Genomic DNA, 25,682 nt, shown 5'->3' on the forward strand with positions numbered 1-25,682 from the left:
GATCAAAGATCGTTTTGATTTATTTAGTGAGCGCTTCGCGCATCTCTAACTTGTAGCTTTCCACCCCCGGCTGGTCAAACGGATTGATTCCAAGCAGGTAGCCGCTTAAGGCACAGGTGGTCTCAAAAAAATATACCATCTGACCAAAATGATAGGCGTTTAGAGAAGGAATGTCAACCTTAATCATGGAAATTCCTTCTTTATAATGTGCTTGCATAACACCGGTCATAGCTGCATCATTGATTGCATTCATACTCCGCCCAGCTAAAAATTCTCCGGCACTTTTCGGAACGACTTGGTCTTTCTCCGGTTTTTCTATATGAAGGACGGTTTCAAAGAAAATTTGATTGCCTTGCTGTAAAAATTGACCCATAGAGTGCAGGTCGGCACTAAACTGTAAAGCAGCAGGGAAAATACCTTTTCCTTCTTTCCCTTCGCTTTCTCCAAAAAGTTGTTTCAGCCATTCTGTAAAAAATTGTAATTTCGGTTCGTAATATTCAAAAACCTCAATGACTTTTCCATCGTGATACAATTCATTCCGTGTTGCCGCAAGGAATCCGGCATCACCGGCAGTCTCACTTTGTGCCAGTATGGCTGCCATATCTGCTGCACCGTCAAGCATTTCTACTATGTCAATTCCAGCGACTGCAATGGGTAAAAGTCCTACAGGGCTCAATACGGAATAACGTCCCCCGATGTCATCTGGTACGACAAAGCTTTGGTATCCTTCTTCCAGTACCTCACTGCGCAATACTCCTTTTTCTTGATCCGTAATCGCATAAATACGCTCACGGCAACCCTCTTTCCCATATTTTCTTATCAATAATTCCTTTAATAAAGCAAATGCTACACTTGGTTCCGTTGTCGTCCCAGATTTTGAAATCACACAAAGGCAAACGTCTTTATCCGCAAGCTCCTCAAGAAGCTCATAATGATACGTTCCACTTAAATTATTTCCTGCAAAGTACACCTTTGGTGCGTGAGTGCCGTCTATCGAATCCTTTCTTTGAAACTTAGAAACCAACATTTCAATCGCTGCTCGTGCGCCAAGATAAGAGCCGCCGATACCTATGACGACAAAAGCATCACACTGCGTTTGAATGTTTTTTGCTGTTTGTTGAATTCGAGTTATTTCTTCCCGATTGAAATGAAGAGGCAACTTCACCCAACCGGTAAATGCCTCTTGTCCACTTTGTAGCTTCTCCCAACTTTTTTTTAAAGCTGGCTCATATTTTTTTAAACCATCGATTCCTTTTACCATTGAAACATCAACCGACAGCATCTCTTCCTTGTTCATCAATAATACTCTCCTCTTTTAACCGTACTACATCTTCTTTATTGAGAAGAATGATTGGCTCCCTCTGGATTTTTTTTACAATTTGACTTGTGTAATTAGGAACAAGTTTACTAAGCCATTCTTTAACCTCTTCTTTACTCTCCCCTAAAATTTGATTAATTTCTTGAACAATTCCATCTTCTGTTTCATCCAAAAGTTTTTTCAGGAGAGGGGATGGCGGTACAGAATGAGCTACATAAATTTTATTATGTGAAGTTTTTTTAATATCCTCTTCTTTTAAAAGAAGCTCCTCATAGAGCTTTTCTCCAGGACGCAAACCAACTATGCAGATATCAATATCTACATAAGGTACATAACCAGACAAACGAATTACATTTTCGGCTAAATCTAAAATTCGTATCGGCTTACCCATATCTAAAATGAAAATCTCACTTCCCTCTGCAATAGCACCAGCTTGAATTACTAGTTGTACTGCTTCGGGTATCGTCATGAAATAACGAGTGATTTCCGGATGCGTCACAGTAACAGGGCCACCCTGTGCAATCTGTTTTCTAAAAATAGGAATAACACTACCATTGCTCCCTAATACATTTCCAAATCGAACCGCAGAAAAGCTTGTACGAGATTTCAGGCTCTTATCCTGTATGACCATTTCTGCTACGCGCTTTGTTGCTCCCATTACGTTCGTTGGATTAACCGCTTTATCCGTTGATATCAAAACAAATTTTTCTACCGCGTACTTGTCAGATAAGTCAACCATATTTTTGGTTCCTAAAATATTATTTACAATCGCTTCCTTTGGATTGTCTTCCATTAATGGTACATGTTTATGTGCTGCTGCATGAAATACCACATGTGGTTTATATTTTTCAAACATTTCCTCCAAACGACTTCGATCTCTTACTGAACAAATTACAATATCAAATTCCAAATTTGGATTTGTTTTTTTTATCTCATTGGATAGTTCAAAAATAGTATTTTCATAAATATCTAAAGCAATTAGACGCCGCGGTCTAAAAGTAGCTATCTGCCGACAAAGTTCAGAACCGATTGAGCCGCCCGCACCAGTAACCAATACAATCTTTCCCTCTAGATATTGACTAATTTCTCTTAAATTTACTTGAACAGCATCTCTTCCAAGTAAATCTTCTATATCAACATCTCGAAGCTTACTTACACTTACCTTTTCATTTATCAAATCAATCAATGATGGTAATATTTTCATATTACAACGCGTTTTATTGCATTGTACAACAATTTCTTGAATGTCTTTCTGTGCAGCCGAAGGAATGGCAATGATGATTTCATCTACACCATATTTTCTAGCAAGCTTCTTAATGTCGGAACGGTTACCTGCGATTTTTACACCTGCAATTCTTTTATTTAACTTATCTACATTGTCGTCAATCACTACCACGACTTTCTTATTATATTCTGGATGACGCTTCATTTCTCGAATGATACTTGCACCAGCACTACCGCCTCCTATAATCATAACTTTAGTCAGTCCGGCTGTTCTACCAGTAAGTTTTTCTGCGACGCTGGTTTTATTCCAATCCCAATAGGTATTAAACGAATCCGGTGTACGAAAATTTCTTAAAACGCGATAACCAAGGCGTATCCCACCTAAAAAAAGGATATCTAAATTGCAACTAATCATATAAACACTACGAGGGAAAAATTGCTGAATAAATTCTAAATACGCAATCGCAGTTAAGGAGGCAAAAACAGAAGCCATAACAATTTTAAGCATTTCTTCCATTCCCGCATATTTCCATAAGCTATTATAGAGTCCAAATATCCATAATATCAATATTTTTAAAACCGTCAACCATATAAAGTTATTTGCATAAACTGCAAAATAACCCTCGAAAACATCATTAGTTACATTAAATTCAAAACGTAGTAAGAACGCTAATATGTACGCCAAGTTTATGCAGAAGGCATCTGCTAACACGAGAAAAGTAATTCTCGAATATTTCACCATTTGTCTATCCTCTATCCTTATAGTTTTATATATTTTATTTTACGTCAATATAAAGATTTTTGCAACTATATGGAATTTGCTGCAAGATATGCAGCAAATTGAGGTGTAAGCTTCTGAACTCCTCTATAATTAAGATGACGGCGATCATAAAAATCTTCGTTCAAGTTTAAACCTAATTCCTCATATTTTTGATTGTAATCCACATAAGCAATGTTTCTTTCTTTCGCAAACTGCCAAGCGGCATTATATAAAACCTGCTCATCCTTTGTTGCATTGGAAGGTGCTTTCATTAAAATAAGCTTAATATTTTCTTTATTCGTCAATTCATATATCTTTTGTAAATATTTCATAGTTTTTGGAAGTGGCTGTCCAATCTCCATTATATTTGCAACATCCTCACGGCTTTCAATTGGGGTAATCGGTTCCAAAAGAACATATCCTCGATAAGGATCACGCTTTTTTTTAAAATCCTTTTTATAATCCTCGAGGTTCAGTTCCTCCCATCTTCCATGGTATTTCATTATATTAAATATATAATTTCTTCTTTCTCCTTTGGGAACAGATGCAAAAACCATATCTATTTTATTTTTTGATAAAGGAATAGGGTCCATAGCAGAATATAATGTTCCTTCCTTTGGAACATTTTTGGGCTCAACCATCATATTTACTTCAAGAACCATAATTTTCGGTTTTTGTGTTTTGAGTGCCTCTTTCATATAATAATAACTAATCCAAATTGGCTGCTCCTGTGTCGCTAAAATATAAGAACGTAATCCTGTCTGATCTTCTACAATCTGGGGATCAATGGAGCAATACATATGGCTTGAACCAAAATACATAACATCGATACTGTTCTTCGGTTCATTATAAAAACCTCCGACTTTTACTGACATATTCCACGGCTCAGTCAAGCTTTTACGCACCAAAACATCACTGATTTCTGCAAATAATAGTGTTAAAATTAACAGAAAACAGGCGATACGGAATATTCTTATTGTAATCTTTAAATGTGGTTTCATTTTAATCTCCAATAATTTATTCTATTTAGAATTGAAAATACAGGAATTGACTTTCACTATATCCCGGTCCATATACTCCGAATATGACAATTGAAAAAATCAGTAACAGGTATACACTCCAACGGAACAGAAATCCCTGTTCTAAGACCTTTTTTCGCCAATCTACGCCATGGTATTCAGCAATGCTCATGAGTATCATTATAAAAATCGCACCAAGTGCCAAAACGAAGTTTTTCTGGTTTAAACCAAGCTGCCATAAAGTCCCGTCTACAAATACAATTGGATTCCATTTTAAAAAGATTTGATGAATCACACCAAAAGCATCATCCAAACATGGAGCTCGAAAGAAAATCCATGCAAAGTTCACAAGAAGAAAGGTCAAAATGCCTTGTCCCAATTTATAACTGAACTTCTTGCGGTTGATTCCCAAAAGATCTGTGATTGCATTTTTTATAGGACAGAGCATCTGCCCTATAATCTGGAACGCACCATGCAAAACTCCCCACATTACAAATGTCCAATTAGCTCCATGCCAAAGTCCGCTGACTAAAAATACAATCATAATATTTACATACTTCCGGAACGTTCCTTTTTTGTTCCCACCAAGCGGAATGTATAAGTAATCTCTAAACCAAGTACTCAAAGAAATATGCCATCGCTGCCAAAATTCTTTGATGCTTCTAGAAAAATAAGGCTGCTTAAAGTTATCCATCAATCGAAAACCCATCACCTCAGCTGCACCCTTTGCAATGAGTGAATACGAATTAAAGTCACAATAAATTTGAATTCCAAAGAATAAAGTCGCCACTACCACCTGCAGTCCAAGATAATACGTATATTGCCCATATACTTGATTGACCAAAATTGCTACACGGTCTGCAATCACCAACTTTAAAAATAATCCCCATAGCATGAGAAGCAATCCGGATTTTACTCTTTTATAATCAAAAAAATGACGTTCATTAATCTGTACCAATAGATTTTTAGAGCGTTCAATCGGCCCTGCTACAAGCTGTGGGAAAAAGGAAACAAACAATGCATATTTCAACAAATTTCGTTCGACATAAATTTCTCCACGATATACATCCATTGTATAACTCAATGCTTGAAAGGTATAAAAAGAAATACCGACCGGTAAAACAACATCAAAGGTAGGCTGAATTAAACTGACACCCAGCTTATTAAAGACGATATTTAAATTTGCTATTGCAAAATCAAAATACTTAAAGAAAAATAAAATGCTTAAATTAGAAATAAAGCTAACGGCGACCCATAAACGTTTTTTTATTACGCTTCCCTTTTTTACCGCACGAGCAATCAAAATTCCACTGGTATAGGTAATCATTGTAGATGTTGCGATCAGTAAGGCATATTTTGGATTCCAACACATATAAAAATAGTAGCTTGCCAAAAGCAGCCACAAATAACGAAACTTATGTGGTATCAAAAAATACATCCCCGTTACGATTGGGAAAAACAACATAAAACTAAAGGAGTTAAATAACATCAGAGGAAATCCCTTCTAATTCTGATTTTTAGAACTTCTATTATTTTAAAATAAAAAAACAAGAAGGGCAAGGGGGAATCCTATGACCAACCATCGTATTGCTATGAAACGCAATGTTGGAAATCAAAATATCGGTATTTCATTATCAGGGGGCGGAATTCGTGCTTCCATTTTTCATCTAGGCGTTCTTAAGTGGCTTGCAGAAAATGGCGAATTGGAAAACATCCGTCATGTCTCGTCGGTTTCAGGAGCCAGCTTAGCCGTTGGATTAATTTACGCTCGAAGCGGTTACCGTTGGCCAGACAGTCACTTGTTCCTTAATAAAACCCTTCCAAAAATTCGGAATACGATCTTAAATCATAATATCCAGCAAGACTCTATTTTATCTCTTTTAAGTAAGCCTTGGAAATGGAACCAAAAAGTAAATGTACTTGCACATATTATTGAAAAAAAATGGGGCATTCATGGACTAATCTGTGATTTGCCTTCATCACCCTTATGGTCCATCAACTGCACTTCTTTTGAAACTGGTAATAATTTTCGTATTAATCAAAAACAGATGGTTGATTATAAAATCGGCTACGTTTCCCATCCAAAGATGTCCATCTCTGACGCAATCTCGGCCTCTGCAGGCTTCCCTGTTTTAATTGGTGCTTATAAGCTTTCCCTCAATGATTATCAATGGACAACGCCATTAAGTAAGTCAGGAAGATGCAATAACTCCCTCTACCGACCGACTTTAGAAGATTTAAAAATTTTGCACTTATGGGATGGCGGTGTCTACGACAATTTAGGACTTGAGGCACTGTACAAAATATCAAACGGCGGCCATCTCACGGAGGGACTGGATTTTTTAATCGTCAGCAACGCTTCTTCTCCATGTCCCTACCGTAAATGGGATAACCTTTTTTCAGTTCGTAATCTCAGCCAGCTCCTGGACATTAACATGAACCAAGTGGTATCGCTTCGAAGCCGTGATGTCATTGATTATTTTTTACGTACACAAAGAGGCTACTACGTACAAATCGGAAGCAAGATGAAACATATATTCGCTTACTCTTCAAATGTTTTGCCTTGTACCCAAAAAAGTAAAATGCCTTTATTGAAAAACGAAGAAATCGATTACGTAAAATACTATCCAACGACACTTACATCCCCAACCGAAGCAGATTATGACTTGATTTTAAATCATGGATATGAAACTGCAAAATACACCGAACTTTGCTATTATCGACCCTTACATAACCAAATAAATATATAGTGAAAAATCTACTTTTTTCACTATATATTTATTTTATCGTTTTGAATTTGGTCCAAGTCCAGTTTTCTTGGAGTTATAACCTAGATTCTGATTCTTAATCGTATTTGGAACGCTGTCCTTTTCCACCAATTCCTTCGCAAACTCTACTGTTAGCGCTTCCTGATCCTTCATACTCTGTTCTGCCTGTTCAACCATTGCACGGGTTAAATTTCCATTCTGTCTTGAGGTTAATTCTCCTCGATCAATTCCATCATGATAATTTTTACTCATTTAGTTCACCTCCTAATGGTAGTGTAACCAAAGAAATAAAAAAATCTCGAAAAATGTATACACGTAAAGACACTATAATGTTCTTTTATTTATTTTTGTTTATTTATACCATAATAATCTCAATTTTATAAATTATATTTAACCTCCTAATCAAGCTCTCTTTTTATTTTTAATACTTCAGCATAACAGACTGAAACAGAATCACATACTTATAATAAGAATCCTCGTATCGTTCTTAAAAATACAACAGTACCTTATTGCTATTCTTTACCCTGCCATTTTAAAGATAACTTTTTACATGGTCAACAACCCACTGGATATCCTCCATTTCCATATATGGATGGAATGGTAATGCCAGTACCGTATCACACAATGAATTTGTTACTAAATAATCTTTCTCACAATTTGGAATTTCTTCAAATGCTTTTTGTCTATGCATTGGTATAGGGTAGTAGATCATAGATGGTATGCCAAATTCTTTTAAGTGCGCCTGTAAGCCATCTCTTTGGGCCCGATTGGCAAGTACAATCGTATACTGAGCCCAACTGGAAGCATATTTTTCTGGAATTTGCGGTACTTTTACCACATCCCTCAATGCATTTGTATATTGTTTTGAGATGCGCTCTACTGCCTCCAATTCATATTTTTCAAATGCTTCTAATTTAATGAGCAGTATCGCTGCCTGTATCGTATCCAATCTGGAGTTAAGACCAATACGAACGTTATCGTATTTCTCTTTTCCTTTTCCATGGCTTCTATAAGATTTTATCAACTCTGCCATCTCAATATCGTCGGTAAAAACTGCACCGCCATCCCCGTAGCACCCTAGTGGCTTTGCTGGAAAAAACGAAGTGGTAGAAATATCGCCAAAGCTGCAGGCACGCTTTCCATGTAAACTCCCACCAAAGCCCTGTGCTGCATCTTCTAAAATTTTTATTCCGTATCGTTCCGCAATTGGCCGTATCCGATCGAAATCTGCTGGACGACCAAACAAATCTACCGCAATAATCACGCGAGGGGTTAATATTCCTTCTCCTATGACTTCTTGTATTTTAGCTTCCAACTTTTCTGGATCTAGATTAAATGAATGTTCTTCAACATCTACAAATATGGGAGTCGCTTTTTGCAAAGACACTACTTCTGCGGAAGAAAAAAACGTGAAATCAGGGACGAAAACAGCATCATTTGGCCCGATTTCCCATGCCATTAAAGCAAGCTGTAGTGCATCCGTTCCATTGGCACAAGTAATACAGTATTTTGTTCCTGCAAAATTTGCCAATTTTTCTTCCAGCTCCGCCACCTTTTTACCCATAATAAAATGAGCATCTGCCGCAACCTGTGTAAACGCCCAGTCAATTTCAGGCTTTAATCGCTGATACTGCGTTTTCAAATCTCTAAACTCCATGATTTCCTCCATACTTATATATATTTCACTTTACACTTCACTATATTCCGAACATGTTCTGCCACAAACTGTGCACTGATAATCCTTTAATATAGCACCGCATTCACATACCCACCCTATCTGCTTCGCCGGAGAACCTGCGACCAAGGCATGATCCGGTACATCTTTCGTGACTACAGCACCTGCTGCCACCATGGCCCATTTACCAATGGTATGCCCACACACGATCGTTGCATTTGCACCAATTGTCGCACCATTTTTTAACAATGTCTTTCGATAACCCTCTGAGCCTTTTGGATATTTAGCACGCGGTGTAAGATCATTTGTAAAAACCATAGACGGACCGCAAAATACGAAATCCTCCATCTCCACGCCCTCATAAATAGACACATTGTTCTGTACCTTGCATCCATTCCCAATCTTTACATTATTTGAAACGTTTACATTTTGGCCAAAAGAACAATTCGCGCCAATCCTAGCGCCGCTCTGAACATGACAGAAATGCCATATTTTTGTCCCTTTACCTATGAAAACACCGTCATCAATATAACTGCTTTCATGGACAAAAAATTCTTGGGTCATCTTTCAAATTCTCCTTTCATGTCCAAGCTGGAAAATTGGTCTAAAGGAAATTTTACAACTTGTCCAGTCTTCTGACTCTTATAGATTGCCAATATCATTTCTACTGCATGTTTTCCTGCTACCGCATCCACATAAGGCTGTCTATTATTTTCAATTGCTTCAATCATATCTGCAAACAGACTAGTATGTCCATTTCCATATACATTTTCGGTAGTTTCCTTAAAACCTTTGCTCTGCACGTCATCCTCTGTCTCATCAAAAAAGTTCCATACGTCAATATTGTTGGTGGAGGTTCCTCCTAACTTTACCGTTCCTTTTTCCCCGAACAGATACAGGGTTTCTTCCAAGTTCTTGGGATACACGTTGGTCGTTCCTTCAATCGTAGCTACACTTCCGTTTTTAAATACCACGGTAGCCATCCCAATGTCTTCGGCTTCGAGATATCCGTGAAACTGCTGCCGGGTTACACCATAAACACTTTCCACTGCATCGCCCATCATCCACCGAAGTAAATCAATCCCATGAATGCACTGATTCATTAATGCGCCTCCGTCTTGCCCCCAGGTTCCTCTCCACGGAGCCTGCTCGTAATAATCACGATTTCGATTCCATCTCACATGGATTGACCCATGTGACAATTTTCCAAATCGGCCTTCTTCCACTGCTGCTCTCATCTTCTGTACTGCAATATTAAATCTATTTTGGTGACATGCTGCAACTTTTACTGCATTTTTCTCGGCCAGTAAAATAATTTTATCTGCATCTTCTATACTCATTGCCATTGGTTTTTCAATGATGGTATGAACCCCCTGTCTAATGCAACTTAATGCGATTTCGGCATGCAGACCGCTCTCTGTTGCAATACTGACCAAGTCTGGTTTCACTTCTGCAAGCATTTTTGTATAATCCGTGTAACGCCTAATGGTCTGATCATTCTCTAACTCGTATTCTTTCAAGAGCTGTTCGATGCGTTCTGGAATAACGTCACAAACGGCAGCAAGCTCCAGTTTGTTGTTTAATACGGCTTTTATGTGGTTTCTCGAGATTCTGCCACATCCGATCAATGCATATTTCATTTATAAAACGCCTCCTTAAATACTATTTCTAAGTATCTTTGCCGGTGCCCCGATAACGACCTTACCAGGTGGCACATTTTTTGTAACAACAGAACCCATTCCCACTATCGAATCGGCTCCAATTTCGCACTGGTTTCTGATAACACTCGATGTAATATAAGCATTTTCACCAGTTATTACACTTCCAAACAACTGAGAACAGATCACTGACGCATTATCTTTCACCAGATTATTGTGACCAATATGTGTCGTCGGTGCAATTTTTACTCCGTTTCCAATCACGGTATCGTCAATCGTTCCTCTTGCAATGTTAACATGACTTCCAATAAATACATTGTTTCCAATCACAACTCCGCCGTAATGTTTAATCATCGTTTTTACATGGTTCTCATCTTCTGAATATCCGTAACCGTCTTCTCCTATAACAGTTAACGACTGAATGATGCAATTCTCTCCGATAGTCACACAGTTTCTGATGACTACATTGTCCCCGATTATCGTTCCATCTCCGATTTTCACATCTCCTACAATGGAACAATTCGTTCCAATCTGAACGTTTTTCCCAAGAGTAACTCCAACACCAATCACAGTTCCCGCCCCAATAGGCTCTCCAGTAGAATGATCTCCAAAAAATTCCTCCAGAATAGAGAAAAATACACCTTTCGAATTGCTACAACTGATTACAGTTTGTGCTTTTACATCAATGCTATCCTGTGCAATGCATACAGCAATTTCTCTATTATGGTTGCCGCTTCCGAGTTTATCCGACTTTAGCCAGGTTATCGTATGTTCTTTGTAATTAACAAAAGAAGAAAACCCCGTGACCGTTATATCTTTTTTCCCTTTCACCTGAAAAGTAAAATTATTTCTTTCAAGAAATGCTACAATGTCTGAAACAGAAATTTTTTTCATTTACGCCCTCCATTTCACTGTTGAGTCACCACTCAACACAAGTTTTCCTTCCTGGTTGGTGCAGATTATCTCTATTAGATAAAGATCTTTTTCCTCTATAATTTCTTTTATGACTAGTTTTACCTCAATTTCATCATCCAGATAAATTGGTCTTCTGTAATTGAAATTCTGTGAGAGCAGAATCGACCCGATACCTGGAAAGTAGTTCCCAATGATCATAAACACAGCATTTATACAAAACAGCCCGTGAGCTATACGCTTTCCAAAAATAGTATTTGCAGCATAATCTTCATCTAAATGAATAGGATTTATATCCCCTGATACCTTTGCAATTTCACTAACAATTAACTCTGTGGCAATAAATTTTTTTGAAATGGAATCTCCAACTTGTAAACTTTTCATCAACTTTCTCCTATTAAATGTCTGGTCGATTTAATACCTCGTTTAAATCTCGGATGTTATCAACAAGCGTTTCGTAACGCTCTATAGAAGCTCTACTCACAAATTCCTTTAGACATTCTTTCATGCTCGTTTCATTGATATCATACCAAATTGGATGCGTCAATATATGCAGCTTCGAATGCTCTCCAGATTTGGCCATCTCGAAAACATTCTCCCTCCAGTTTCTTCTGGAATCGGAAACATACTTAAAATTCTTAAAAAATTCCGTGCCATAACTATTCACTATTTTCCCACCGTTTATTTTATAATTCGCCTCCAAAGTCTTGGACGACGGCCTATGCATAGAAACGGTGGTAACTTCCGTACCAATGCATTGTGCTAAAAGCGCTGCCTCTTCTTCAATCGCCTCTACAATATCAGTCTCTTGTCCGTACTTTGCTTCATCAAAATGCAATCCAACGGTATGCCCAAAGCCAATGATTTCTTGAAGGTGTTTTTGGTTATTTTTTGAGAAAACATTATAGAAATCACTGGTTATAAGCACATAATAAGTGGACGAAACACCCAAATCAAATTCAAACTTTGCCATCTCTACCGCCTTTTGCAAGTCCATATCAACGTCGTGGCGAAGAATCACTGATTTATCATAATTTTTATAGTTGAGATAATCAGCAAAACAGTACCCATACTCTCTTAGGCACTCAATCAGTTTTCCATACGCTCCGAAAGTAAATTCCATTATTATAACACCTCTATATTGTCTCTATTAGAAATATGTTTCATTGCATTCTTCGTATCAAATACCGCAATGGAGGCTTCCTGTACCAGGCTGTAATCCACGTTCGTATGGGCCGTTGTAATCAGAACAAGGTCATATCCCTTTAATACATCTCGAGTAAGTCCATCAATTCCTCGCCGTGTCTGCCCCTTATATCGGTATTCCTTTATCCATGGGTCAAAGTAGTCCACTTGTGCACCTTCTCTGTTCAATATTTCAATGACATGCAAGGCTGGACTCTCACGGTAGTCGTCAATATCCTGCTTATATGCAACGCCCAGAACCAATATATTGGATCCATTCAAGGATTTTTCAAAACGATTTAGGATTTTTCCAGCGCGTTGAACCGTATATTCTGGCATATTATCATTAATCATCATTGAACTTTCAATCATAGAAGTATGGAAGCCATATTCTCTTGCTTTCCACGAAAGATAGTAAGGGTCAAGGGGAATGCAGTGCCCTCCCAGTCCAGGACCTGGATAGAACGCTTGAAAACCATATGGTTTAGTCTTAGCAGCGTCAATTACCTCCCACATACTAATTCCCATTTTATGGCATAGTATAGTAAGCTCATTGATAAGACCAATATTGATATTGCGGTAAGTGTTTTCCAATATTTTCTCCATCTCTGCAATTGCTGGAGAAGAGACCTCGTAAACATCACCTTCCAGAACCGAACGATAAATAGCGGCAATCACTTCAGTGGCTTCTTTTCCTATACCTCCCACTACTTTTGGCGTATTTTTCGTTTTATACACGATATTGCCGGGATCCACACGTTCTGGTGAAAATCCCAGATAAAAGTCCTTACCACACGTCAGACCCGATCGTTCTTCCAAAAGAGGCTTTATGAGCTCTTCCGTAGTTCCAGGATATGTAGTAGATTCCAACACAACAATGGTATTCGGCGATAAGTACTTGGCAATTTGCTCAACCGAAGATTTTACGTGACTGATATCTGGTTGCTGATGTGCATCTAAAGGGGTTGGTACGCAAATTGCTACAAAATCAATATCCTTAATGAAACTGAAGTCGTTGGTCGCTTTCAGTTTTCCTTCCTCCACTAATTTTTTAAGATCAGAATCCACTATATCACCAATATAGTTTTTGCCCTCGTTTACCATCGCAACTTTCGATGCTTGCACATCAAATCCAGTAGTAACGTATCCAGCCTTTGCTTTTTCTACCGCCAAGGGTAATCCAACATAGCCCAAGCCCACAACACCGACCTTAATATCCCTATCTACTATTTTTTTTAACAATAATTCTTTCATTATTCACCACCTAAATAAGCCCCGCCGATTCCATAATATCAGCTATTTTTTGCGCAGTAGTTCCATTTCCAAACCAACTTTCATTTTGTACTAGCTCTTTCTTTTCCGTATGCCGTGCCATGTCCAGCTTTCTCGCCACATCTTCTTGATTCTCAAAATCAATGGAAACAACAACCCCACTGTCAACTAGCTGACTCCACGGATTAAATTCTAACATAAAAAAGCACCGTTTCCCTGCAAAATAAGTTTCTTTCGATACACCTCCAGAATCACACAAAATGAACCGGCATTGATTCATCAAAGTCACCATTTCCATATATCCCAGCGGCTCCACTATTTGTAGGTTTTCGATTTTTTTGGCCTTTTCCCATAGATCAAATGCCTCTAACATCTTTTTAGTTCGTGGGTGCATCGGGCACAAAACTTTCTGATTCAACTCGGCAACAAAGTCCAAAATCTTTTCCATTCGCTCTGGGCTTCCGGTATTCTCCTGCCGATGCCAGGTCATAAGTACATAATTTCCTTGCTCTATCCCAAACTTTTTTAAGACGGATATGTCTGACTGCTCCTTACAATACAAGAATGTATCATACATGATGTCACCTGTATTGTAAACACCTTCTACTATATTTTCCTGCCTGAGATTATCTACTGATGCTTGATCTGGACAGCACAGAATTGTAGAGAGATGATCTACCAGAGTCCTATTAATCTCCTCGGGATTATTTTTCTGATGCGTTCTAGGACCAGCCTCAACATGAATAATGGGTATTCCCAGCTTGGCAGCAGCAATAGCAGCTGACAGAGTTGAGTTCGTATCACCGTATATCACTACCACATCTGGTTTGAGTTTCAGCATTATCTCTTCTAATTTCAGCAGTGCCATTGCAGTAATATACCCGTGCGTACCGCTTCCCACCTGCAGATTGACATAAGGCTTCTCTATGCCTAACTCATGAAAAAAAATCTCCGACATATTCTCATCATAGTGCTGCCCAGTATGTATAATAATATCCTGAACTCCTCTTTTTTTAGTTCTCTGGATAACGGAGCCAGCTTAATCAGCTGGGGCCTGTTTCCAACAACATGCATAATCATAAGCCTGTAGCCCCTTTCTATGACAAATCATCAAAATAACCTTCTAAGATTTGCTCCAATATGTACTTTTGCCCTTGATAATTGAATGGACTTTTTACTAGTTTATAATTGTTTTTGATACTAGCCAGTAAAGCATCATCTGCTAAAACATCGGCGATTACTTGTCCAAAAGAATCACCATTAGAAAGGTCAGCACAAATTCCCACTTTTCGATCTTGTAAATTGACGACTGAATCAATTTCCAGCATCGTCTTGTCATATAAAATAGGAACTTTTGTTTCATAATATTCCATTAGCTTGTTTGGCACGGAATACGCATAATAATCATTGGATGCATGATAAGGAATGATGCCTAATGAAGCGTTCAATGTGTATTGATTGAGCTCGGTCTGACGAACCCAGCCTGCAAATAAAACTTTTTCTTCTTTTCCTTCTTTGCGTAGTATATCGACGAATTCTTCTTTATACGCGCCATCGCCTACTATCACAAGGTATTGTTTTTCTTTCAGGTGCTTTGTCGCCCGTGCCAGATTATCTAGATTCCTTAAAGTAGTCATTCCTCCTTGGAATATCGCTACTTTGCTGTCAATATCTATTCCAAATTTCTTATTCCAGAAGTCTGATTTTGGTTCTTTTTTTCCTGTACTTAAACTTTCATTCATACAGGAATAAATCGTTCCGAACGCTTTCGAGTAGCATCTCTCCATGTCACTGGCCAGCAATTTCCCTACAGTTATACAAATGTCACATTGAGGATACATCTCCAACTCATAGTGTTTGGCAAGCTCTACTTTCTGTTTTAAATGTCCTTCCCAAAGCATCGTCTGCTTATACCACCACTCATGACAATCTACAATCAGTCTACATCCAATGGTTTTTTTTAATATTATTCCAATAGGAAGTGTCGGAAGATCCGCAACATAGACGTAATCGGGTTGCTCCACTTCCAACTCACGCTTAACTCTCTCCAAAATATTAGAGTATTCAAACAGCCAGCCCTTAAAATCAGTAAAATTGAATTTACTGTCAGCCAGCTGATCCTCCTGGTACAGGCTACATACAATTGGAGTGGTTGTTTCAAGTGTACCTTGATTAAGATTGTACTTACAAATACATTCCACACCCTGCTTCAATGCACTGTAAATCAGTTCGCCATACTGGTTATATCTACAGTTCACCATGATACCGTTCATATCAACGGTGCTTCGTTCTTCTACGCCATATAGGTCTAAATATTGCCAGATGGCGGATTCATATTCTGGATATGTTTTTTCCGTTCCATACTGAAACTGATTTGTTAGACTGGAATATACCAGACGATATCCCGAGCTTTTATATACCATAAAATAAGACATCACTTCTGATTTCAAAAAAAACTTGTCTTGCGAATCAATGCTTATACTCAAATTCAATTCTCGTAAACTTGAAGCATATTTCCCCTCCTGAGTAAAGTAAGCTCTCTGCTTTGAGATAATCTCCATACAGTTTCTTCTAATTTGCTCAGAATCAAGTTGCTCCAAATCAAAACGATATTGCTTTACGATTTTTTTTTGAGTCGGTCTCACGACATAATTAGGTTCGTCATCTGTGTCCAGTACAAAATAATTCGCACCAAACAGTTTTACATCACAACCATTTGCCTGGAAAACATCCGCAAAAAAGAAAATTCTCCGGTCAATATAGTTATCATGGGTAATAAGCCAGACTTTCTTTTTCATTTATTTACTCCATATTCCTTCTTTTACACTTATTGTATAATCTTTTAATACCCAACTGAATACATAAACCATATAAAAAAGGGCTGTTTCGTATCGTTAAAGCCATTCCTCGAAAAAGCTTTTGTTTTGTTTTTTGGGGCGGACTTTCTTTATTTTTTGGAACTTGCTCAACACATAACTGTGATATCATCAATTCGTTTGAAGCCTGCTGACATAATATTTTATAATCTAATTCTATCACTTTTTCTTGTAATGTAGACATGCAAAAATCCATCTTTGCTTTTTCCCTTTTCAAGCACTGCTGCATCTGATTCACCGTATTTACATATTCAGCGCTGTTCATTCCCTTCTGAAGACTGTCAATCGTCTTTTTATGCAGCTGAATATATTCCATAAGCCAGCTCCCATCAATCGCTTCTCTTCTTTTGCTTGGTTTTGAGACGTCTAGATAGTCTACCGCTCCGGTATAATAAGTGCAGACAAGTCCATTTCTCTGAAACGCAAGCGAACTCTCATCCTTTTTGAGGAAAAACCGATCATAGCAGTGTGGCTCTTTTCTGTCTATTTTCACATAAGACAAAGCTATTTCCGGACTGTTAAAGTAAATCTTGAGAATTGCTCTGTTCCCATAGAACGTAGGCGGGATGGGAATGCTTTCCGTCAGTCTGCCCTGACTTACCTTTGTTTCATATAAACCCGTCTCATTTCCCTGGTTTGTAGTAGTCGTTATTTTAAGCTCCATATCCCATTTGACAGATCCATTGATGCAAAGCACATCATCCTGCTGGAATAAGAACGGATAGAGAATACCCACCCAGCCCCATTCTTTCGTGCTGTCCTTTTGAAAAACACCTTCGTCCTGCATCCAGTTATACTGGTCGTTCTCTATGAAAATGAAAGGCCGACACTCTTGTATGCTGTAAGTATTACATACAGGGTTCTCATACATAAAATCAATTTCATTGTCTTTTAATTTTATCTTTTTTCTTTCCAGTACTTTCGCTACCGGGAATTCGTTGCTGCGATCTTTTTTTATAAAAAGAATGCCAACCTCACTGTACTGAGGAAGCTCCTCCCGGGAACAGTCTAATGTAAACCGCATCTGCTCCAGAAACTCACGGTTTCGCTCTGCCGACTCAGCCCCACATTTCGGGCATTTCCAGCCGGATATCAGATTGCAGGGTAGCCTTGCCCATTCAAAAAATTCATACTCGCGGTGAAGTCGGTTTAAATAAGTTACTTCGCCTGTATAATTGACACGTAGAGGAATCCAGTCCTTCGCCATCAGCTTAACCAAATCTTCTGCATCAAAGCAATTCTTGTGATGATTTACATGCCATACATTTCCGCAATCTAGGCAATATGCCATACCGGCTCTGAGGTTTTCATCGTACGGCACCTGAATATATGCATATTTTTTAGAAACCCTTGTAATTTCACTAATGGCCTTAGATAGCTTTGTCTCTTCAATATGCTCCAACATGTCACAGGTAATCACCAGGTCAACCGCACCCGATTTTAAAGGAATGTCCAACGCATCTCCCAGACAAAACGGCCTCTTATTTTGCTTTAGGATATCCATATCGATATCCATAGCTAAAACATGATAACAGGCAGGGATTTTCTGGTTCACATAACCGGGTCCCGATCCCAAATCAAGTATTCTTTCCACATCCTGAGGAATATTTTCCAGAAGGGTCCGAGTCGCATTCTCGATCGAAACGGCACCACCCTCCTCAATCATCTCAAAAGCATCCAGATAATCTCCAGATTCACTTAAATTAACCTCATTTATGCTGGTTCCCTGTTTCATCTCAAAGTGGGAAAGATGCCCATAGTATTCAAGCCATTTGCTATAAAACCAGGCGTTATCGGTATCCTGTTCTTTGACACTGTAGTTGCAGATTTTTGCGCATACAAACCTAAGGATTGCTGCAAAGGTCTCATAGGGGACTTCCGCTACATTCTTCGTCTTCTTCTCCCCTCCCGACAAATACTGGCAGAGACCATAAAGAACTTCCACCGAAGCACTTTCCGGTGTCTTCCAATGCAAGCATTTACTGTTCATATTGTCCAGCCATTTCCCTATGGTAACAGATTTTTTTGACCTCAGCTCTACCTCGTTAACCTCTTTATCAACTGCATTTAATTTGGTTTCTGTATCTCTGAATTGAAATTCTACGAGATAACCCGCCATTAAACAGGCTGCCCTGATTAAATTTTTGCTAACCGGATTGTATAACTCCCTGCTAAGAACTGATATTTTTTTCAATATTCTGCACACTCACTCTCTTTTTACATAATAGCGCAGCACCGCTTACACGGATCCCACAGTGCCTCTCGGACACAGCTTCTTAACTCGGCCATGGGCTGTGAATAAAACAATTCTTCCAGCGACTTATTCTTAATATTATCAATCTCAAATTGGTAACATCTAGACATTACGCAAACACTTCCGTCGCTGTTTACCTGCATTGTTCGGTATGGCGCGCTGCATCTGGCTGCGCCTACCGAATATTGAGGAAAATGATAAAAATTTTTGTAATCCAGATAATTCTCCAGCTGTGGCACACAAATAAAGTTTTTTCCTGTTTTTTTAGCCTTATTTCGCGCCGACCGCATACTTTTCTCCATTTTCCAAGGATTTACTTTTAATGGATCCATCATTTTGTCCGTACACGATGCTCCGATAGAAAAATACGGATGCAGTTTAGAATGCGCCGCAGCCACCTCAGCAGTTATATAGTTCATATGGGTACACCAAACCGTCTCAATTTCGCTGTCTTTAATCTGTTCCAACAGTCCCTCCAGATAAAGATAGTTCATAGGAGTAACTGCGACGCCAATATTTAACGAAAATCCGTGCTTTTTTGCCTCTCTTATCCGGCCTTTTTCCCGACATAATATTTCCATAATCTCAGCGAAAAGGCCTTTTTTCCCGCGAATCTCATCATGTACTTCTTCCGGTCCGTCGATGCTGATATCCAGTTCAGAAAGTCCTGCTTCGATTAAAGGCACCAGCTGGTTTCTGAGATTAATTCCATTCGTAGTAACCATCACCTTTATACCACATTGACGAAGTTCCTTTACCAAATATGGCAGTTCAGGGTATAACGTCGGTTCTGTGCCTACAATCTGCACAACCTCAAGCTTGGAGCCATACTCCTTGCAGCGACGAATCAGCAAGTCCGGATCCAATTTCTGATTTTCATGCTTCATGTGATAAAACATAGATGATTCTCTATTCTTTATACCAAGATCGCACATTTTGCAGAACAATCCACACTGATCATTCACGCTTACGGCGATTCCTTTCAACTCCGCCTCAACATGAGGTACGGAAGCATAGCTTTCATCATATTTTCTAAATTTATCAAGTAAATAGCTAGCTTTAAAATTTTGCACAAGAAGGTTTAATTCTTCCAGTAACTGAAGATGAAATCGATGATAGACTTGGGATATATGCGGAGCAATCGCCACGCACGGTATAATGGCAATGGCTTTGTTTTTGCCTTTCGCTAATAAAATACGGTCCACATAACCCATGGGCAGAAACCCGCATACGCCACAATTTCGATTCACCCTCAGTTCGGTTGCCCTCTCTGCTTTATATTCTACAACTATTTTAAAGCAATTACCTGAATTCTTAACACGATTAAAGTAAGTATACGTATGCTGCCCCACTTCATTGAGGTTTTCTGGATGTCTATCATTGCCATTCAATATCCTACGGAAGCCTTCTTCATCCGCAGTGCCCCAGTCAATACCGGCAATCCACTCTTCTCTGACTTCAAAAGCCTCCATACCGCCTATATCCAGCGTCCTTTTCATATCTCCTGATTCGACCGTAATACTTTTGATCGCAATTTCTGCCCCTAATTCACACGGAATCAGCTGTATACCCAGATCATAAGCGCTGCGTATATCATAGGCACTTCCCACTCCAGTGTTCATCTTCGGTGCTAGACGATAAAAGGTGTTTAATCCATTTTCAATATAGCCGCTGATCCACTCCTCAGCAAGTACCTCTCGAGCTTTAATCAAGGCGATGAGACTAACGAGATGGGCATTGAAAATATGCGTCATATTTTCACCGATAATTTCTTCAAACCAAATTCCCTCATTAATTTCTACCAAACACCCGCCCTGCTTCGCAGGAAGAACGAGTCCCTTTACGGCTTTTCCCAGTAACGTGCGATAGGTTTCGTCATTTGTATATTTCCACCACTGGATCAAGGCTAGAATGGAATAGGCCTGTCCAAACGCACTGTGCCATGGAGCGTTCAACCGCACGCCTTCATACTCACCGTCATAGTCATAGGAAAATACGATCCCACCTGCCGCCTCTTGATAATGGTTTATCAACCATTCCATCGCTTTTTTCGCATGAGGCTCCTGAACAGGATCATCCAGATCCTCCAGCGTATAGTATCTCGGGATCAACATATTATCTACATTATGGTAGACTTCTAATACAGCCTTTCCCAATAACGCCTGAAGCGCCACTTCAAAGGGATTATGGCATAGCTGTCCATCGCTTCTAAACGATATGATGTCATTCTCATCAAATCTTATATCATGGAATTGCATTGCAGTTTCCTTCCTTCCGCGCTCTGAAGGTTTATCTTCAGCTCTGGTAGAACGCTTCCTATGTTTAGCTGATAATTCAACGGGGATTCAATCTCAAAGGAAAGTCCTCTATCAATTAGGGCAATGGCCGACTGCGCCTTCGAATTATCCATGACATCCAATTCATCATATATCCCCATACTGATTGTATATATGCCTGCGCCAAGCCTAAACCGCTCTAATTCAATCTCAATTTTCACTTCGTCCTCTTGCGACATCTGAACTCTCTGACATTGACTTATAATGATTTCACCCCGTAGGGTAAAAATCAAAAAAGCAAAATAAAAATAGTCCTTTTTCTTCGCAAATTTTGCCTGAAAGCAAAATTTTGAAATTTGGTTTTCAAACGGGAAAACCTTTCGTTCCTGTCCGTTTTGATCATATATCTTTGCCTCAGTAAAGCGGCATTTTTCAGAGTCCTGAAATTCAACTTCAGCAGCGGACACTTCCTGCGCCGGCTCGTCTGCCGATAGACCGACACAGAAACATTCGTCCTCTTGGTCTCCATCGCCTTGCAATATGCCTATGGTCTCATAGCTACCGCTTTGTTCATTGTAGCGCTGAACCTTAACACTGTTACCTTTAAGAATCTCTCCGTCTACGCTTACCTGCAAGGGTTCCGTCAATTCGATCGCCTTACTCCAAGATAAGTAAAACGGCGCATGCCCATAGCTTCCTATTTGATTATCGAAAATCCGGAAAAAACCGATTGGATCCTGCTGTGTATCCGACCAGCACATGATTCCTTTTTCATCTACAATGTGATTGCGATCTTTGTTATCGTTATCCATCGGCATTCCTACTGCAATGGAACCGAGAACCTCCTCTCCCATTCTAATGGAGATCCTTCTGACCTTGGCCCGCACCTTCTTTTCCGAGTACAACCGGCACATGACGGAAGTGTACAGTTCCTCTTCCTTATCTAGTATTATATCCTGCTTTTTCTGCACTTTCTGATCTCTTATGCGCAGTCGGTTTTCCTGGTGTTCTCTGACGACATCAGAATAGCGCTTGATCGCTGTCAGCGCATCTCCATCATAGCGAACGCGGCCCTTATCGATCCATATGATACGCTCACACAACGCCTGTACAGATGCCAGGTCATGGCTAACAAAAAGAACGGTAGTATTTTCCTGATTCGTAATATTCTTCATCCTTTCAATACATTTTCCGGAAAAGTAGGCATCCCCAGCACCGAGAACTTCATCGATGATCAGTATTTCTGGCTCAATAGCGGTTGCGGTAGAAAACGCAAGTCTGGCATACATGCCGGCTGAATATGTTTTTACCGGCTGGTCGATATAATCTCCAAGTTCGGCAAAATCAATGATTTCTTCTTGGCGTTTTTTGATTTCCCCATTGCTCAGGCTATTGTAAGCTAAAGAAGCCCTGATATTTTCCCGCCCCGTAAAATCCGGATGAAAGCCGGTTCCAAGTTCCATCAAAGCCTGAATTTTACCATTTATTTGCATCTTTCCTTCACTGGGCTCAATATTGCCGATTACCATCTTCAAAAATGTACTTTTTCCAGCACCATTATGCCCAATGATACCTACGCGTTCGCCCTTTTTAATTTTAATATCTACGCCCCGTAGCGCCCAAAATTCCTTATAGTAATCTTTTTTTAAAAAACCAAGTCCAAACGCATCTAGCAGTTTGTCCTTTGGATTTTTATAAAGCTTATACATCTTTCCAAGATTTTCTATACTAATCGCATAATCTTTTTTATACATTGTCTACAAATACCTTCTTCATTCTAATAAAAAACTGATATCCCAGGAAAAAAAATCCGAAAGACAGCAATATCATGGTGGTCCAAGTGGAACTGCTCGGGTTTGTCTGGTACATCAATACGTTCTGATTGGCTGTGATAAAATAAAACAGCGGATTCACTTTAATAAAGCTCTTAAACATATCCGGAATAGCTTCCACCGGATAGGCGATGGGACTGAGCATCATTAACATGATAGTACTTAAGGATACGATATTTTGCAAATCGCGAAATAAAACGTTAAGACTGGAAAGAATCCATATCAATCCTATTTCAAACATTACCTGGAGCATCCAGATAATAATCGCCACAAATGCGTAAGGGCTGAACCTGCCAATAGCAATAATCCCCACTAGTAAAATGACAGTTCCGCTAAAATGGGTCATCTGCATGGAAAATACTGTTCTTACCGGCACCAGTTCAATTGGAAACATCGTATTTTTGATTAAAGAGGCATTTGCAGTTACACTGGAAACCCCTACGTTAATGCTTTCTGAAAACCCAAGGAACGGGACAAGGCCACAGAAAATAATTGCAATATATTCGCTTGTACTGAGATTGTTGTAATTGATTTTAAATATATACGTATAAACGACCGCGTAGACGGCCAGAAATAAAAGCGGATACAAAAATGCCCACAGAATGCCCAAGACAGAGCCCGCATATCTTTTCTTTACTTCACTAACAGTAGTGCTCTTCAATATTTTTCGGTTGCGAAATATTGTGAGACACGGCTGAAAAAAACTTTGCATATCTTACTCCTCGTATCTCCTAACTGTTCAACAGCTCTTTATATTTTGTGTGCTTATCATGAAAATTGCGTTGCCACAGCTCTAGGCAAAACATTCCCCAAATGTTTCGTCCGAATTGTCCTTCATTGACAATCTTATCAATCACCAGATGATTATTTACCAATTCTCTGTTTTTCGCTTTCTCTGATGTGAAAATATCCATGACGAAATCATGAGCTTCATTTTTCACATAGAGATTAAACGGTGTGGGAAAGCCCATTTTATCAGTTCGGTTCATGACACTCTCAGGAACATATTTACGAAGTGATTCTCTTAACATATATTTCATCGTTCCATTCTTGAACTTAATATTTGCTGGTATGGTTGCTGCAAACTCCACCAGCTTGCGGTCTAAGAACGGAACTCTAGATTCCAATCCGTGAGCCATGCTCATGCGGTCTTCTACCTGTAAAAGCGCCGGCAGTAAAGTCTTAAAATCAAAGTGAGTCATACGGTCAAAATAGGACTTTTCATTGACATTGTCGGCTGTAAAGAGCTTCTCATAGGTATGATACGGATCGTAGTCAGTCAAAGACTCCCATCTGACGCAGTCTCCCACCTCCGGTGCACGGTTGATCAGTGAAAAATATCTCTTTTCCGGTGCCTCAAACAGCCCGTCACGCCAAAATGACCGCAACATAGGCTTATACCTCTGTAAGCTTGTTAGGTTTGGAATGATGGATTGATAGGTAACGATAAACTCACCGGAGTTCATGGTTCCCTCAATCGCTCCCTTGATACATTGCTCGAAGTAGGCCACCAGGTATCTGGTATAACCGCCAAATACCTCGTCTCCACCCTGACCACCCAGCACTACCTTTCGGTACTTACCAGCTAGCTGCGACACCATATACTGTGAAAAAGCACCCGGTCCGGCCACTGGCTCGTCCAAATAATAAAGTACCTTTTCAATGTTGTCGATAAAATCCTGTGGCTTAATATCCAGCGTATGTAGCGGAAACTGGCTCATCTCCGACACCTTTGCCGCGTAACGGCTTTCGTCAAAGTCGTCTCCATTTGAATATTTCCCTGTAAAGCCCAGATATTCTCCACCCAAAAGCTTGGTCGCTATAGCAGAGACAATGGAAGAGTCTACACCGCCGCTGACATACCCTCCCACAGGAACATCGCTGCGCACATGGTATTTCATAGATTCCAGCATTCTTTCTTCTAGTTCTTCTCTGAAATATTTTTCCGTATGGTTGAAGTCCAAATTATAGTATACCTGCCAATAACGCTGCTCCTTGAATTTTTTATCTTTAAGACTGATATAATGTGCCGGTTTCATAGCGTAAATATTTTTAAACAGAGTTTTTCCCTCCAGGCAAAACTGAAAGGTAAGATATTCTTTAAAGCTGTCCCGGTCTGTCTCTATCTCGTTGATAAAAGGCAACAAGGCTTTTATTTCTGATGCAAAGAAAAAGACTCCATCCACCACGGTATAATAAAAAGGTTTTATCCCAAATCGGTCTCGGGCACAAAACAGCTTCTTGTTCTCTTCGTCCCAAAGAGCAAATGCAAACATCCCTTCCAAATGATCCACGCATTTTTCTCCCCATTTCCGATATGCATGCAGAATTACTTCCGTATCGCTTCCTGTCTCGGATTTGCAGCCGAGCTGTTCTTCAAGTTCTAAATAATTATAGATTTCGCCATTAAAGCAAAGCCAGTTACCTTTGCCATCCGTCATTGGCTGCTTACCATTTGCCAGTCCGATGATGCTCAGCCTATTATGGGCCAGCCCCACGGTACGCTTCTCATCAAACCAGATCCCACTTTCATCAGGTCCTCTATGTTCCTGGAGTAAATTCATTACTTCCAAAGACTTTTTCATATTATCTATCTGTCCATGATCTAAATGAAACAATCCTGCAATTGAACACATATCTATCTTGTCCTTTC

At 39.4% G+C, this 25,682-nt stretch carries 20 protein-coding genes; 1 reads left to right on the plus strand and 19 read right to left on the minus strand.

What is annotated here, in order from left to right:
- Positions 1-19: 19 nt before the first annotated feature.
- The 4 genes from I2490_RS12050 to I2490_RS12065 form a co-directional block, all read right to left on the minus strand.
- Positions 20-1,297 carry a glucose-6-phosphate isomerase gene (locus tag I2490_RS12050; protein ID WP_206460005.1) on the minus strand — a complete coding sequence of 426 codons (1,278 nt, stop codon included), beginning with the start codon at positions 1,295-1,297 and terminating at the stop codon, positions 20-22.
- Positions 1,269-3,284, minus strand: coding sequence for a polysaccharide biosynthesis protein (locus tag I2490_RS12055; RefSeq protein ID WP_206460006.1), 2,016 nt, complete (start codon positions 3,282-3,284; stop codon positions 1,269-1,271). Before I2490_RS12055 ends, I2490_RS12050 begins: the two co-directional genes overlap by 29 nt.
- Before the next feature lie 65 nt (positions 3,285-3,349).
- Entirely contained in the window at positions 3,350-4,303 is a 954-nt protein-coding gene (locus I2490_RS12060) for a hypothetical protein (protein WP_206460007.1), read from the minus strand.
- Positions 4,304-4,328: 25 nt separating this feature from the next.
- Positions 4,329-5,750, minus strand: coding sequence for an MBOAT family O-acyltransferase (locus I2490_RS12065; RefSeq protein ID WP_330634633.1), 1,422 nt, complete (start codon positions 5,748-5,750; stop codon positions 4,329-4,331).
- A 142-nt stretch (positions 5,751-5,892) separates the two neighbouring features.
- Between I2490_RS12065 and I2490_RS12070 the strand changes: the two genes are divergently transcribed.
- Positions 5,893-7,071 carry a patatin-like phospholipase family protein gene (locus I2490_RS12070; protein WP_206460009.1) on the plus strand — a complete coding sequence of 393 codons (1,179 nt, stop codon included), beginning with the start codon at positions 5,893-5,895 and terminating at the stop codon, positions 7,069-7,071.
- A 33-nt stretch (positions 7,072-7,104) separates the two neighbouring features.
- Here I2490_RS12070 and I2490_RS12075 read toward each other — a convergent pair whose 3' ends face one another.
- From I2490_RS12075 to asnB, 15 genes are all read right to left on the minus strand, one after another.
- Positions 7,105-7,341 (minus strand): hypothetical protein, encoded by a 237-nt coding sequence (locus I2490_RS12075; RefSeq protein ID WP_206460010.1) that lies wholly within the window; start codon positions 7,339-7,341, stop codon positions 7,105-7,107.
- Positions 7,342-7,621: 280 nt separating this feature from the next.
- Positions 7,622-8,746 (minus strand): DegT/DnrJ/EryC1/StrS family aminotransferase, encoded by a 1,125-nt coding sequence (locus tag I2490_RS12080; protein ID WP_206460011.1) that lies wholly within the window; start codon positions 8,744-8,746, stop codon positions 7,622-7,624.
- A gap of 30 nt (positions 8,747-8,776) precedes the next feature.
- Positions 8,777-9,328 carry an acyltransferase gene (locus I2490_RS12085; protein ID WP_206460012.1) on the minus strand — a complete coding sequence of 184 codons (552 nt, stop codon included), beginning with the start codon at positions 9,326-9,328 and terminating at the stop codon, positions 8,777-8,779.
- Complete coding sequence (locus tag I2490_RS12090) at positions 9,325-10,404, minus strand: Gfo/Idh/MocA family protein (protein ID WP_206460013.1); 1,080 nt, start codon at positions 10,402-10,404, stop codon at positions 9,325-9,327. The genes I2490_RS12085 and I2490_RS12090 overlap by 4 nt, the downstream gene beginning before the upstream one ends.
- Before the next feature lie 15 nt (positions 10,405-10,419).
- A complete protein-coding gene (locus tag I2490_RS12095; RefSeq protein ID WP_206460014.1) occupies positions 10,420-11,316 on the minus strand; it encodes a DapH/DapD/GlmU-related protein in 897 nt (298 codons plus the stop codon).
- The gene (locus I2490_RS12100) at positions 11,317-11,718 is read right to left on the minus strand and encodes a MaoC family dehydratase (protein WP_206460015.1); all 402 of its coding nucleotides are present in this window, start codon (positions 11,716-11,718) and stop codon (positions 11,317-11,319) included.
- Between the two features lie 13 nt (positions 11,719-11,731).
- Positions 11,732-12,457: a hypothetical protein gene (locus I2490_RS12105; RefSeq protein ID WP_206460016.1), complete on the minus strand. Its 726-nt coding sequence runs from the start codon at positions 12,455-12,457 to the stop codon at positions 11,732-11,734.
- Positions 12,458-12,459: 2 nt separating this feature from the next.
- Complete coding sequence (locus I2490_RS12110; protein ID WP_442859745.1) at positions 12,460-13,719, minus strand: nucleotide sugar dehydrogenase; 1,260 nt, start codon at positions 13,717-13,719, stop codon at positions 12,460-12,462.
- 64 nt (positions 13,720-13,783) lie between these two features.
- Entirely contained in the window at positions 13,784-14,818 is a 1,035-nt protein-coding gene (gene wecB / locus I2490_RS12115) for a non-hydrolyzing UDP-N-acetylglucosamine 2-epimerase (protein ID WP_206460338.1), read from the minus strand.
- Positions 14,819-14,888: 70 nt separating this feature from the next.
- A complete protein-coding gene (locus I2490_RS12120; RefSeq protein ID WP_206460018.1) occupies positions 14,889-16,589 on the minus strand; it encodes a glycosyltransferase in 1,701 nt (566 codons plus the stop codon).
- 4 nt (positions 16,590-16,593) lie between these two features.
- Complete coding sequence (locus tag I2490_RS12125; protein WP_206460019.1) at positions 16,594-18,786, minus strand: class I SAM-dependent methyltransferase; 2,193 nt, start codon at positions 18,784-18,786, stop codon at positions 16,594-16,596.
- Positions 18,787-18,884: 98 nt separating this feature from the next.
- Entirely contained in the window at positions 18,885-21,179 is a 2,295-nt protein-coding gene (locus tag I2490_RS12130) for a D-glucuronyl C5-epimerase family protein (RefSeq protein ID WP_330634635.1), read from the minus strand.
- Positions 21,161-22,951 carry an ABC transporter ATP-binding protein gene (locus tag I2490_RS12135; protein ID WP_206460021.1) on the minus strand — a complete coding sequence of 597 codons (1,791 nt, stop codon included), beginning with the start codon at positions 22,949-22,951 and terminating at the stop codon, positions 21,161-21,163. The genes I2490_RS12130 and I2490_RS12135 overlap by 19 nt, the downstream gene beginning before the upstream one ends.
- Entirely contained in the window at positions 22,944-23,741 is a 798-nt protein-coding gene (locus I2490_RS12140) for an ABC transporter permease (RefSeq protein ID WP_206460022.1), read from the minus strand. Before I2490_RS12140 ends, I2490_RS12135 begins: the two co-directional genes overlap by 8 nt.
- A 19-nt stretch (positions 23,742-23,760) precedes the next feature.
- Positions 23,761-25,665 (minus strand): asparagine synthase (glutamine-hydrolyzing), encoded by a 1,905-nt coding sequence (gene asnB / locus I2490_RS12145; protein ID WP_206460023.1) that lies wholly within the window; start codon positions 25,663-25,665, stop codon positions 23,761-23,763.
- Between the last annotated feature and the right edge of the window lie 17 nt (positions 25,666-25,682).

The sequence above is a fragment of the Anaerovorax sp. IOR16 genome, from assembly GCF_017168145.1.
Lineage (GTDB): Bacteria > Bacillota > Clostridia > Peptostreptococcales > Anaerovoracaceae > IOR16.

What these genes read in the sequence shown, in the direction of transcription:
- I2490_RS12050 (WP_206460005.1), bottom strand. Translation starts at nt 1,297, where the DNA reads ATGAACAAGGAAGAGATGCTGTCGGTTGATGTTTCAATGGTAAAAGGA.
- I2490_RS12055 (WP_206460006.1), bottom strand. Translation starts at nt 3,284, where the DNA reads ATGGTGAAATATTCGAGAATTACTTTTCTCGTGTTAGCAGATGCCTTC.
- I2490_RS12060 (WP_206460007.1), bottom strand. Translation starts at nt 4,303, where the DNA reads ATGAAACCACATTTAAAGATTACAATAAGAATATTCCGTATCGCCTGT.
- I2490_RS12070 (WP_206460009.1), top strand. Translation starts at nt 5,893, where the DNA reads ATGACCAACCATCGTATTGCTATGAAACGCAATGTTGGAAATCAAAAT.
- I2490_RS12075 (WP_206460010.1), bottom strand. Translation starts at nt 7,341, where the DNA reads ATGAGTAAAAATTATCATGATGGAATTGATCGAGGAGAATTAACCTCA.
- I2490_RS12080 (WP_206460011.1), bottom strand. Translation starts at nt 8,746, where the DNA reads ATGGAGTTTAGAGATTTGAAAACGCAGTATCAGCGATTAAAGCCTGAA.
- I2490_RS12085 (WP_206460012.1), bottom strand. Translation starts at nt 9,328, where the DNA reads ATGACCCAAGAATTTTTTGTCCATGAAAGCAGTTATATTGATGACGGT.
- I2490_RS12090 (WP_206460013.1), bottom strand. Translation starts at nt 10,404, where the DNA reads ATGAAATATGCATTGATCGGATGTGGCAGAATCTCGAGAAACCACATA.
- I2490_RS12095 (WP_206460014.1), bottom strand. Translation starts at nt 11,316, where the DNA reads ATGAAAAAAATTTCTGTTTCAGACATTGTAGCATTTCTTGAAAGAAAT.
- I2490_RS12100 (WP_206460015.1), bottom strand. Translation starts at nt 11,718, where the DNA reads ATGAAAAGTTTACAAGTTGGAGATTCCATTTCAAAAAAATTTATTGCC.
- I2490_RS12105 (WP_206460016.1), bottom strand. Translation starts at nt 12,457, where the DNA reads ATGGAATTTACTTTCGGAGCGTATGGAAAACTGATTGAGTGCCTAAGA.
- I2490_RS12120 (WP_206460018.1), bottom strand. Translation starts at nt 16,589, where the DNA reads ATGAAAAAGAAAGTCTGGCTTATTACCCATGATAACTATATTGACCGG.
- I2490_RS12125 (WP_206460019.1), bottom strand. Translation starts at nt 18,786, where the DNA reads ATGGCGGGTTATCTCGTAGAATTTCAATTCAGAGATACAGAAACCAAA.
- I2490_RS12130 (WP_330634635.1), bottom strand. Translation starts at nt 21,179, where the DNA reads ATGCAATTCCATGATATAAGATTTGATGAGAATGACATCATATCGTTT.
- I2490_RS12135 (WP_206460021.1), bottom strand. Translation starts at nt 22,951, where the DNA reads ATGTATAAAAAAGATTATGCGATTAGTATAGAAAATCTTGGAAAGATG.
- I2490_RS12140 (WP_206460022.1), bottom strand. Translation starts at nt 23,741, where the DNA reads ATGCAAAGTTTTTTTCAGCCGTGTCTCACAATATTTCGCAACCGAAAA.
- asnB (WP_206460023.1), bottom strand. Translation starts at nt 25,665, where the DNA reads ATGTGTTCAATTGCAGGATTGTTTCATTTAGATCATGGACAGATAGAT.